Here is an 11,228-nt window from a genome sequence, read left to right as displayed (position 1 = left end):
CGGGCGGCTAAACCCGCCCCATGACGGAAGGCAGGCTCGGCCAGGCCACGACGCTCGCGATCGGCAGCGTCGTGGTGGCCATCGCGGTGCTCGCGCTGAAGGGTGTGGCCTGGTGGCTCACCGGCAGCGTGGCGCTCATGGCGGATGCGCTGGAAAGCATCGTGAACGTGGCCGCCGCGGTGGCCGCGCTCGCGGCCGTGCACTATTCCTCGATGCCGGCCGACGACAACCACCCCTACGGCCATGCCAAGGCGGAATACTTCTCCGCCGTGCTGGAAGGGGCGCTGATCGTCGTCGCGGCCCTGGTGATCCTGCACGAATCCTGGGGCGCGCTGCAGAATCCGCGGGCGCCGGAACAGGCGGGGATCGGCCTGCTCGTCTCGGGTTTCGCGAGCGGCGTGAATGCGACCTGGGCGCTGATGCTGATGCGCCGCGGGCGGGCGCTGCGCTCCCCGGCGCTGCTCGCCGATGCACGGCACCTTTGGTCGGACGTGGTGACCTCGGTGGGCGTGATCGTCGGCGTGGGATTGGTGGCGACGACGGGGATCCTCTGGCTCGACCCGCTGATGGCGGCGCTGACGGCGGTGAACATCCTCGTCTCCGGCTTCCGCCTGCTGCGCGAGAGCGTCGGCGGGCTGATGGACGAGGCGGTGCCCGCCCCCACGATGGAGCGCATCCGCGCCATCGTCGCCGAGCAGGCCGAAGGCGCGATCGAGGCGCATGACCTGCGCTCCCGCCACGCCGGGCGCTTCACCTTCCTCGAATTCCACCTGGTCGTGCCCGGCTCCATGACGGTGCGCGAGGCCCACGACATCTGCGACCGGATCGAGGCTGCCCTGAAATCCGAGCTCGCCAACGCCATCATCACCATTCATGTCGAGCCCGAGGGCAAGGCCAAGCAGAAGGGCGTGCCCGTCCTGTGAGGACCGGGGAACGCATCCCGCCGCGCGTCGCGCCGCGCCGGCTGGGATGGCTGGTCGCGGCCCTTCTGGCCTCGGCGGCGCTGCATGCGGGCGCGCTGGCGGCGCTGATCCTCTGGCCGCCCGAGAAACCGCCCGAGGATGCCGGCCCCGAGGGTACGGTCGCGCTGGTCTTTGCCGACACGGTCGCCCAGGCCGGCGGCCAATCCGCCGAGCCCGGCGAGCCGCCCGCCCAGGCCGAGGCCACCCCGGAGCCCCCGGCGCCACCTGTCCCCGACCCCGCCACGCGCCTGGCCGAGGCGCCCGAGCCCACCCCCGCGCCGCCCGCGCCCGCCGCGGCCCCGCCGCCACCGCCCGTGCCGGATCCGCCGCAGCCCGTGGCCGCACCCCCGCAGCCCCCGCCGCCCGAGCCGCCACCATCCCCCGCGAGCGCGGCCGCCGAGCCCGTACCTGCGCCGCCCCAGCCCGAACCGGCGCCGGTGCCGCCGGTCGCCGAGGCGAGCCCCGATCCGCTGCCGCCGCCCCCGCCTGAGCCGCCCGCCGAGACCCGCGCCGCCCCCGAGCCGCCCCCGCCACCCGAGCCGCGGCCGGAGCCGCCGGTGCGCCTCGCCTCCCGCGCACCGCCCCCGCCGCCGCGCCCGCAGGGCCGGTCCGAGTCCGATCCGGTGCGCCTGGGCGCCGGGATGGGCGCGCTGCCCGATCCGTCGCTCGGCGCGCGCGCCATGGGCGCGGTGGTCCCGCCCGGCGCCGATGCCTCCTTCCGCAACGCCCCGCCGCAATACCCGCCGGAAAGCCGCCGCCGGGGGGAGGAAGGCTCGGTGCGCCTCGCGCTGCGCATCTCGCCAAGCGGCCAGGTGGTGGGCGGCGAGGTGGTCGGCAGCTCGGGCTTCGAGGCGCTCGACCGCGCGGCGCTCGAGGCCGCGCGCGGCTGGCGCTTCCGCCCGGCGACCGAGGGCGGCATCCCCGTGGCGGCGACGCTGACCACCAACGTGGTCTTCCGGCTCGAGGAAGGCCGCCGGCGGTGAACCTGGCCTTGTCGCCGCGGATCGCGGCGCCATAACCCTCCTCGTCATGCATCACGTCGCCCGGGAGTTCCTGTCATGGTGAAGCTCGACGTCATCACCACGCGCGGCGGCGATGCGGGCGAGACCTCGCTCGGCGACGGCCGCCGCGTGCGCAAGGATGCACTGCGCGTCGAGGCCTACGGTACCGTCGACGAGGCCAATGCCGCGATCGGCCTGGTGCGCCTGCATTGCACGGCCGATGCCGAGGCCGACGCCATGCTCTCGCGCATCCAGAACGAGCTGTTCGACGTCGGCGCGGATCTCTGCGTGCCCGGGGAGGCCGGCGCGCGGCTGCGCGTCGCCGACACGCAGTCGCTGCGGCTCGAGGCGGAGATCGCTGCGATGAACGCGGCGCTCACGCCGCTGCGCTCCTTCGTGCTGCCGGCGGGCAGCGCGGCTGCGGCGCATGCGCATCTCGCGCGCACCGTTGTGCGCCGGGCGGAACGCCTGGCGGTGGCGCTCGCCGCCGAGGAGGAGGTGAACGGCGCGGTGACCCGCTACCTGAACCGGCTGTCGGACCACCTCTTTGTCCTGTCGCGCCGGTTCAACGCGGCAGCGGGCGGCGACGTGCTGTGGCAGCCGGGTGCGACGCGGTAGGGCCGGGTCCGGCCGGGCGCGCTTTACCCTTTCGGTGGGCGGGCGCCGCCATGGTTAGGATGGCGGCGCGGCGGCCGATCGCGGCCGAGGGATCCGGACACGCACTCGCATGGACCAGGCCAGGGACGCAGGGGCCAGCGGCCATCGCCGGCCGGGAATGACAGGGTGGCGCGGCGCAGTTGTGGCCTTGCGCCTCGGCGTCGTGCTGGTGGCGCTGTTGCTGGCGGGCCTGGGACACGCGCATGCCCAGCCGGCCGTCGCGGTCCGCTCGGCCTCGCATGAGGACTACGGCCGGCTCGTCTTCGACTGGCCGGAGCAGGTCGGCTACCAGGTGCGGCAGGAGGGCGATCGGATCGTCCTGCGCTTCGACCGTCCGGCTCGTTTCCGCCTGCGCGCGGCCTCCCGCATGCCGCGCAACGTGCGGGAGGTGACCGAGGCGGGCGATTCGATCGTCATCGAGACGCTGCCCGGCACGCGGATCCGCCATTCGCGGAGCGGCACGCGCGTGGTCATCGACTTCCGCGATGCCACGCCCGCCTCGCGCCGCGCGGCGGAGGAGCGCGCAGGCCGCCCCGATCCGACCACCGCGCCTCCGTCCGCCCCACCGCCGGTCAGCCGCGCGGAGATCCTGACGCGCGAGGCGGTCGAGCGGATGCCGGAGGAGGAACGCCTCCGCCAGGGCTTCTTCGCGGTGATGGCGGCGCTGGATCCGAACCCGCCGAACGGCCCGCGCATGTTCCGCTACTTCCTGGCGCGGAACCTCCAGCAGCTCGGCTACGGGGCGCAGGCCGCGCGCGCGATGCCGGATGCCGAGTTCGGCGAGGCCGTCGCGGCCTATCAGCGCCAGATCGGCGCCGCGCCCACCGGGCGCCTGACCCTCGGCGAAGGGGAACGGCTGCTGCGGATGCCGAACCTGCTGACCGAGACGCGGATTTCCGCCGGGCCGCGCTCGGTGACCTTCGCCGACGACCAGGCGAGCGCGACCGGCACCTGGATCGGCCAGGAGCGGGCGTATGAGCATCCGGTCAACCAGTCCCGGATCACCTGCATCCGGCGGGAAGCGCGCTGCTACGAGGCATCGTCGCGCGTCGGCCTGGCCGAGGACGAGGCGACCGGCGTGCTGCTGACGGGCTTCGCGATCTACCGTCTGCGCGAGTGGTCGCGGGACGGGCTGCGGGCCGAGGCGGACTGGCCCTGCGCGACCGGGACGCTGGTGATCCGGCCGGCGCCGGGCGACGTCACCCTCACGCGGAACCCGAAGCGCACGCCGGACTGCGCCGCCGCCGCGGATGTCCCGGACGGGACGCTGCTGCTCGGCGACGGCTTCGATTCCACCTGGCAGTACTACCAGCAGCGGCGTGCGGAGGCGCTCGGCGCGGTCAGCCCGGCCTTGCGCACGCAGATGGAAGGCCTGCTGTCTGCCACGCAGGGCGCGCGAGGTGCCGCCGCGCCGCGCTGAGGCGACGCGGCGAAGCGCTGGATCATCCCGGGGCACGAAGGCGCGACCTTCGTGCCTGGCACGTCAGAAGGTGCCCCGCACGCCGGCCACCGCGCTGCGGCCGGGGATGACGAAGCCGTTGGCCGGCTCGTAGCGGGAATTGCCGAGGTTGCGCATCTCGACGAAGCCGGCGAGCTGCTCGGTGATTGGCACCGTCGCGGTCAGGTTGAACACCGTCCCGTCGGGGTTCTTCCCGGCCTGCACGATGCTCACCCCGTCATTGGTGTAGCGGGCATAGGCGCCCTCGGGCGAAGCGCCGGTGTAGAGGATCTCGGGCACCACCACGATGCGGCCGTTGCGCGGGCCGTCCCAGGGCAGCGGGGCGGCGAAGCGCATCGTCAGGCTCGCGACGTTGCGCGGGCGGCGGGGCAGGGGCGTGTCGGTCGTCTCGTCGACCGCTTCCTGCACCGTCCAGGCGCCGGTCATCGAGAACCAGTCCGTCGGCCGCAGCGTGAGCGAGAACTCGCCGCCCCTGATGCGCGCGCGGTCGACGTTCTCAAGCGTGTCGAAGCCCGCATTGTAGTTGATGAGGTCGGTGATGCGGCTGTCGAAGTAGATCGCGGAGACGGTCGCCCAGGTCGCGATGTCGGTCTCGATGCCCGCTTCCCAGGCGAAGCCTTCCTCGGGCCGCAGGTTCGGGTTGCCCTGGAAGTAGCCGGGGATGACGCCGTAGCGCTGGAACAGGGACGGCGCCTTGAAGGAGGTGCCCGCCGCGGCCCGCAGGCGGGAGGAGATCTCGGGCAGCGCGAACACCGCGCCGAGACGCCAGGAGGTGAAGCCCGAATATCCCTCCGGCCCGTCGTAGCGGACGCCGGCCGTGACATCGAGTCGGTCGAACAGCCGCCCCTGCAGCGACAGGTAGCCCGCCCCGGAATTCTGCGAGGCATCGACCGTGGTGCGGAAGAAGGCGGACCCGTTCGCGCTGTTCGCCGTCTCCCGTTCCCACTGGCCGCCGAAGATGACGGTGAAGCCGGTGGCGATGCCGGCGTCGGGCAGCCGCAGCGTATTGTCCCAGGACACCGCGCCTCGGCTCGCGCGATAGAGGTCGTCCGCCGTCGAGTAGGGATTCCCCGGATCCGGCAGGTTGGTGTAGCGCCGCCGGTTCTGGCTGCCCGAAACGGTGACGCCCGTGGTGTAGGCGCCGCCGAACAGGTCCGTCGCGCTCCGGACGTAGCCGAACCAGGAGCGGTCCTGCCCGGTGTAGTTCGGGTCGTCGTTCGGCACGTCGTCGAGACCGACGGTGTTCTCGCGCGTGCGGACCAGGCCTTCGATGCGCGTCGCGCCGAGCGTCGCGCCCTCGGTCGTCTCGCCGAGCCGCGCGCCGATGCGTGCCGTCAGGATGCCCGAGCGCAGCCCGTCAAGCTCCCCGCCATTCTGCGTGAAGCGCGGCGCCATGGCGTTGGAGCCGTGCGTGGAGAGGCCCTGGCCGGTCACCTGGTAGTCGAATGCGCCGACGGTGCCGCCGGCGCCGGCATAGCCCCGGGCCGTGTAGTTGGTGCCGCCCGCAGCCTCGAAGTAGGGCGCGAAGGCGCGGTCGCGCGGCGCGCTGCGGGTGATGAGGTTCACCACGCCGCCGATCGCCGCCGAGCCGTAGAGCGAGGAGACGGGCCCGCGCACCACCTCGATGCGCTCGATGTCGCCGAGGAGTTCGTTGCCGAAGTTGAAGGCGCCGTTGGGTTCCGACGGGTCGTTCACCGGCACGCCGTTCAGCAGCACCAGCACCTGGCGTGAATTGGCGCCGCGCGCGAAGCCCGAGGCCTGTTGGCCGAGGCCGCCGCCCTGCACCAGGCGGAAGCCCGGCACGGCGGCGAGAGCGTCGGCGAGGGTGACGTAGCCATTCTCCTCGATCGTCTGGCGGTCGATCACCGTGACCGGCGCCGGGATGCGGTCGCGCGGCGTCGGGACGCGGGTGGCCGTCACGACCATGTCGGGGACGGCTGTGGTTGGCGTTGGGGTCTCCTGCGCCCAGGCGGGGGCGAGGGGAGCCAGGGAAAGCAATGCGAGGATCCGGGTCTTCATCCGGGGGTCCCTCCGTGCACGGTCCGCGTTGCGCCCCGGTGCCGCGAGGCGCCGGGACGGGCTGGCGTCGTGCTCGCATACGGAGGGGCGGCCACGCCGTTGCGTGGACGCACCTTGGGTCCGTTGCGCCGGTGCACCCCGCCCGGCACGCGCGAGACAACTCTGCGCCGGCCGGTCTCCTGGCTCGCGACGCGAAGGGGCTGATGCCCGCTTCGCCGGCCCCGCCTTCTCGCGCCGTGGCGCAATGGCGTTGGGGACCGGTCTCGTCGCCTACAGTTGCGGGGGCAGCCGCGGATTGGCGGGTTTCCCCGCGTCGCGCGTTCCCGTTTCAGCCCTTTCGGGCCACCGGCGCATGGGCGGAACCTATGCGGCGCGCGGGGCGGCGTCCATCCCGTCGATGCGCCGAACGAGCCGCCCCGCTGCGGGCTGCCCACCGACTAAGGGCGGCACAATCAATGCGGCCCGAGGCCGTGCCTCGGGCCGGGAGCGCGAAGCGCGACCGCGCGCGACCATCAGCCGCGCCGGGGGGCGCACTGCATGCGCGAAGCCAAGGGCCGCGGATGCGGCCCGCCCGGCGTCTGAGGGCAAAGCCAATGCGGCCCGAGGCCCGGCCTCGGGCCGGAAGCGCGACCGCGCGCGACCATCAGCCGCGCCGGGGGCGCACCGCACGCGCGAAGCCAAGGGCCGCGGATGCGGCACGCCCGGCGTCTGAGGGCTCAGAAAAAATAATGCAGCGCTTCCATCCCGAACCACAGCAGCGCCAGCAGCACCGCCGTGGCGAAGAGGTTGCCCAGGATGGTCAGCAGCATCCCGAATCCGACCACCTTGCTGTCGTTCTCGACCACGCCCAGCGCCATGACGATGGTGCCGAAGGCCGGCGGCCCGTTGGTGCCGGGGCCTGGCAGGATCAGCATCAGCGCCGCATAGGCGGTCAGCCAGCCCACCACCTTGTCGGCCGTCGGGTTGGTGAAGGGGCCGGGGCGCGGGCGCACCCAGCGCTCGATCTTGTTCATCCACTTCGAGGAGCCGGAGGACAGCCGCAGCAGGTCCGTCCGCTTCAGCGACTGCCGTGCGATGAAGCCCGGCAGCTTCGGCTGGCGGAACCCGAGGCCCATCTGGATGCCGAGGATCAGCATCGGCGTGCCGAAGACGCTCGCCATGCCCGGCAGCAGGCCGGGCAGGCAGAGCATCAGGATCAGCAGGCCGAAGGCGCGGTCCCCGAAGGCCTCGGTCATCTCGCCCAGGGTGATGCGTTCGCCCGGGCATTGCGCTGCGACCTCGGCGACCAGGCGCGAGATCGGGGCCGACGGGTTTTCCTCCGCCAGGTCATGGATATGGCCGTGGTCGTTCATGCCGCGGAACCCCGCGCCGACCCAGCGAAACGAAGCTGCATGCGTTACCCCTGGCGAGCCCCCGGCCCGGATGATCCGGCACGTTCCAGGGCCTCTGCGGGCCCCTGCGGGCGTCGCAATACCATGCCGGCGCGGCCCGGGGGGAGGGCCGCGCGCATGTCTTTTCGGCAAGGGCCGGGGTCAGCGCCCCTTGAAGGCCGGCTTGCGCTTCTCGAGGAAGGCGCGGCGGCCTTCCTTGTAGTCCTCGCTGTCGAAGCAGGCGGCCATGGCGGCGTTGATCGCGGCCATGTCGCGGTCGGCGCGGTCCTGCAGCACCGCCTGCACCGTGCGCTTGTTGGCATAGAGCGAGAGCGGCGCGTTGACCGCCAGCGTCGCCGTGAGCTTCGCGACCTCGGCCGCGAGCGCATCCGCGGGCACCACCTTGTTGATCAGTCCGACGCGCTGGGCTTCCTGCGCGTCGAAGCGCTCGCCGGTCATCAGGATCATGTGGGCATGCGCCGGGCCGACCAGATCCACCAGGTGGCGCACCATGTCGAAGCCATAGGCGATGCCGAGCTTCGCCGCCGGGATGCCGAACTGGCTGCCCTCGGCCGCGATGCGGATGTCGCAGGACATCGCGATGCCGAGGCCGCCGCCCATGCAGAAGCCGCGGATCTCGGCGATCACCGGCTTCGGGTAGGTCGCGAGGCGCAGCCGCCCGCCGGCGGTCTGCTTGCTGTATTCGCGCTGTGCATCGGCATCCGAGCGCAGCTTGTCGAACTGGCTGATGTCGGCGCCCGAGACGAAGGCCTTGTCGCCCGCGCCGGTCAGCACGACGCAGCGCACCGACCCGTCCTTCTCGAACACGTCGAGCGCCTGGCCCATGCCGTCCCACATGGACACGGACATGGCGTTGCGCTTCTCGGGCTGGTTGAAGGTGATGCGACCGACGCCGTCCTTGATCTCGGCGAGGATCTTCCCGTCTGCGAATTCCATCGGTCTCAGCTTTCCATGATCACGCCGAGGCCCTTCAGCCGGGCGATGTCGTCCTCGGTGTAGCCGGTCTCCCGCAGGATCTCGGCCGAATGCTCGCCGAGGCGGGGCGGGACGCGCCGCACCTCGCTCTCATGCCCCTCGATGTTGATGGCGGAGGAGACGAGGTGCGTGTCGCCGCGCTCCGGATGCTTCATCGGCATCGCCATGCGCAGGTGCTGCACCTGCGGGTCGGCGAAGACCTCGTCGACCTTGTTGATCGGGCCGCAGGGGATGCCGATGCGCTCGAGCAGGTCGATCCAGTGTTCCGAGGGCTTGGTCCTGAACACCTCGGCGATCGCGGCGTTGACGTTGGCGCGGTCGTCGCTGCGGCCCTTCAGCGTCTTCCACTTCTCGACCTCGAGCCATTCGGGATGGCCGACGGCCTCGGCGAACTGCGCCCACATCTTGGGGGAGGAGGCGGCGATGTTCACCGGCTTGTCCGCGGTGGGGAAGGCGCCCATCGGGATGTTCACCGGATGGTCGTTGCCGGCCTGGCCAGGCACCTCGCCATCCATCAGGTAGCGCGCCGCCTGCAGGTCGAGCATGAAGACCATGGCTTCGAGCAGCGAGGTGTGCACCCAGCGCCCCTTGCCGGTCTTCTGCCGTTCCCACAGCGCCATCATCACCGCGAGCGCCAGCAGGTTGCCCGCGGTGAGGTCGACGAAGGGAATGCCCGCGCGCATCGGGCCGCGGCCCTTCTCGCCGGTGATGGTCATCATCCCGCCCATGCCCTGGGCGATCTGGTCGACGCCGGCGCGCTCGGAATAGGGCCCGGTCTGGCCGAAGCCGGAGATCGAGGCGTAGACGAGGCGTGGGTTCACCGCATGCACCTGCTCCGGCCCGATGCCGAGGCGATGCTTCACCCGCACGCGCATGTTCTCGACCAGCACGTCGGCGGTCTTGGCGAGCTCGAAGAAGGCCTTCTTGCCCTCCTCGGTCTTCAGGTCGAGCGCGATGGAGCGCTTGTTGCGGTGCAGGTTCTGGAAGTCGTAGCCCTCGCGCGACCCGCCGAGGCCGTCGTTGAAGGCAGGGGGCTCGACGCGGATGACCTCCGCGCCCCAGTCGGCCAGGTGGCGCACGCAGGTGGGGCCCGCGCGTGCGAGCGTCAGGTCCAGGACGCGGATGCCGGCGAGCGGCAGCGTGGTCTCCTGGGCCAGTTTCGGATCGATGGGGCTTTCCGGCATGTGGTCCTCCGCCCCGCGACACTAGGGCGGGGGCGGGGACCTGCCCAGGGGGGCGCCTGGCCTCAGCGCATGGCCTCGAGGAAGCCCGTCTCCTCGTCCAGCCGCGCATGTTCCTTCGCGCGGAAATCGTAGCGGGAGACGATGCCGACGATGCGCCCGTCATCGACGATCGGGACGTGGCGGAAGCCGCAATCGTTCAGAAGCAGCAGCGCATCCATCGCCGTCGCGCGGGGGCCGAGGGTGGTCGGGCTGCGCGTCATCACCGCGGCGACGGCCGTTGCCTTGGCGTCGAGCCCTTCGGCCAAAAGCCGCACCGCGTCGCGCCCGGTGAAGATACCCTGCAGCCGCCTGTCATCGTCGGCGACCAGCACTGCGCCGACCTTGCGCGCATACATGGCCGCGCAGGCTTCGGAAACCGTGGCGGTGGGGGCGAGGACCAGGGGCCGCTGGTCGCGGACGATCTCGCCCATGGTGCGCTGGGGCATGGCGGCGTTCCTCCGTCGTCGGAGGGTCACATAGCCCCGTCACCCGCCGCAATCATTGACGCAGCGCAATCAGGCCGGGGTCACTCCGGCTGGAAATTGGCGATCCGCAGCAATTCCGCATTGCGGGCGACGTCGGCGACGATGAAGCGCTGGGCCTCGTCCACGCTCTCGGCCACCGGCTCGAAGCCGAGGCCGGTCAGGCGCTCGACCACGGCCGGTTCGCGCATGCCCTCGACGATGGCTGCGTTCATGCGGTCCACGATCTCGCGCGGCACGGCGCGGGCGGCCCAGACGCCGTACCAGGAATAGAATTCGAAGCCGGGCAGGCCGGCCTCGACCAGCGTCGGCAGGCCGGGGGCGAGCGGCGTGCGCGCCGCGGTCGCGATGCCGAGGCCGCGGAGCTGCCCACCCCGGATCATCGGCAGCGTCGCCAGCACCGGGTCGAACATCAGCTGCGCATTGCCCGCCGCGACATCGGTCAGGGCGGGGGCCGAGCCGCGATAGCCGACGATCTCGATATTCGCGCCCGTCATGCGGTTGAACTCGATGGACCCGAGATGCCCCGCGGCGCCGAGCGAGGAGGTGGCGAAGGTCCACTTCGACGGCTCGCGCTTCGCCGCTTCCACCACCTCGGGAATGGTCGCCTGCGGCAGGCGCGGGTTCATCACCAGCACGAGCGGCCCGCGCGCCGTCCGCGCTACCGGGATGAAGTCGGCCACGGGGTCATAGGGGGCGGCCTTCATCACATGCCGCGCCATGGGATGGATCGAGGCCGAGCCCATGATGGTGTAGCCATCCGCCGGCGACTGCAGCACCGCCTGGCTGCCCACCGCGCCATTCGCGCCGGGGCGGTTTTCCACCACGACGGTGACGCCGAGCTTCTCCTGCAGCTTCTGCGCGGCGAGGCGCGCCATGGCATCCGTCGCCGCGCCCGGCGTGTAGGGCACGATCATGCGGATGGTGCGGTTGGGCCAGGCGCCTTGCGCCAGGGCCGGCCGCGCCACGATCGCGCCGGCGGCGCCGGCCAGGAGGTGTCTCCGCTGCATCGTTCAGCATCCCCGGGGTTTCGTTCCTGGAAGGGAAGCATGAGCCGAT

Annotated in this window: 10 protein-coding genes and 1 riboswitch; of the genes, 4 read left to right on the top strand and 6 right to left on the bottom strand. The window is 72.2% G+C overall.

Features of this window, described 5'->3' with window-relative positions; translation table 11 throughout:
• The first annotated feature begins 20 nt into the window (after positions 1-20).
• The 4 genes from GWK15_RS04010 to GWK15_RS03995 all read left to right on the top strand — a co-directional run bounded on the left by GWK15_RS04010 (position 21) and on the right by GWK15_RS03995 (position 4,040).
• Positions 21-923, top strand: coding sequence for a cation diffusion facilitator family transporter (locus GWK15_RS04010; RefSeq protein ID WP_168039274.1), 903 nt, complete (start codon positions 21-23; stop codon positions 921-923).
• A complete protein-coding gene (locus GWK15_RS26510; protein ID WP_168039272.1) occupies positions 920-1,945 on the top strand; it encodes a TonB family protein in 1,026 nt (341 codons plus the stop codon). Before GWK15_RS04010 ends, GWK15_RS26510 begins: the two co-directional genes overlap by 4 nt.
• 75 nt (positions 1,946-2,020) lie before the next feature.
• Entirely contained in the window at positions 2,021-2,581 is a 561-nt protein-coding gene (locus tag GWK15_RS04000) for a cob(I)yrinic acid a,c-diamide adenosyltransferase (protein WP_168039270.1), read from the top strand.
• Between the two features lie 157 nt (positions 2,582-2,738).
• A complete protein-coding gene (locus GWK15_RS03995) occupies positions 2,739-4,040 on the top strand; it encodes a hypothetical protein (protein ID WP_168039268.1) in 1,302 nt (433 codons plus the stop codon).
• Between the two features lie 63 nt (positions 4,041-4,103).
• On the opposite strand, the gene GWK15_RS03990 is transcribed toward GWK15_RS03995, so the two are convergent.
• The 6 genes from GWK15_RS03990 to GWK15_RS03965 form a co-directional block, all read right to left on the bottom strand.
• Complete coding sequence (locus tag GWK15_RS03990; RefSeq protein ID WP_168039266.1) at positions 4,104-6,098, bottom strand: TonB-dependent receptor plug domain-containing protein; 1,995 nt, start codon at positions 6,096-6,098, stop codon at positions 4,104-4,106.
• A gap of 152 nt (positions 6,099-6,250) precedes the next feature.
• A riboswitch (cobalamin riboswitch) is annotated at positions 6,251-6,463 on the bottom strand.
• A gap of 351 nt (positions 6,464-6,814) precedes the next feature.
• Positions 6,815-7,450, bottom strand: a complete 636-nt coding sequence (locus GWK15_RS03985) for an exopolysaccharide biosynthesis protein (RefSeq protein WP_168039264.1) — start codon at positions 7,448-7,450, stop codon at positions 6,815-6,817.
• A gap of 180 nt (positions 7,451-7,630) precedes the next feature.
• Positions 7,631-8,425 (bottom strand): enoyl-CoA hydratase, encoded by a 795-nt coding sequence (locus tag GWK15_RS03980; protein WP_168039262.1) that lies wholly within the window; start codon positions 8,423-8,425, stop codon positions 7,631-7,633.
• A gap of 5 nt (positions 8,426-8,430) precedes the next feature.
• On the bottom strand, positions 8,431-9,648 hold the full coding sequence (locus tag GWK15_RS03975; RefSeq protein ID WP_168039260.1) for a CaiB/BaiF CoA transferase family protein: 1,218 nt from the start codon (positions 9,646-9,648) through the stop codon (positions 8,431-8,433).
• 62 nt (positions 9,649-9,710) lie between these two features.
• Entirely contained in the window at positions 9,711-10,133 is a 423-nt protein-coding gene (locus tag GWK15_RS03970) for a CBS domain-containing protein (RefSeq protein WP_168039258.1), read from the bottom strand.
• 80 nt (positions 10,134-10,213) lie between these two features.
• Positions 10,214-11,179: a Bug family tripartite tricarboxylate transporter substrate binding protein gene (locus tag GWK15_RS03965; RefSeq protein ID WP_168039256.1), complete on the bottom strand. Its 966-nt coding sequence runs from the start codon at positions 11,177-11,179 to the stop codon at positions 10,214-10,216.
• Positions 11,180-11,228: the final 49 nt, after the last annotated feature.

It is taken from the genome of Neoroseomonas oryzicola, from assembly GCF_012163135.1.
GTDB lineage: Bacteria > Pseudomonadota > Alphaproteobacteria > Acetobacterales > Acetobacteraceae > Neoroseomonas > Neoroseomonas oryzicola.
Note: the sequence above shows the minus strand (reverse complement) of the source record. Positions and strands in the feature narration are given on the sequence as shown.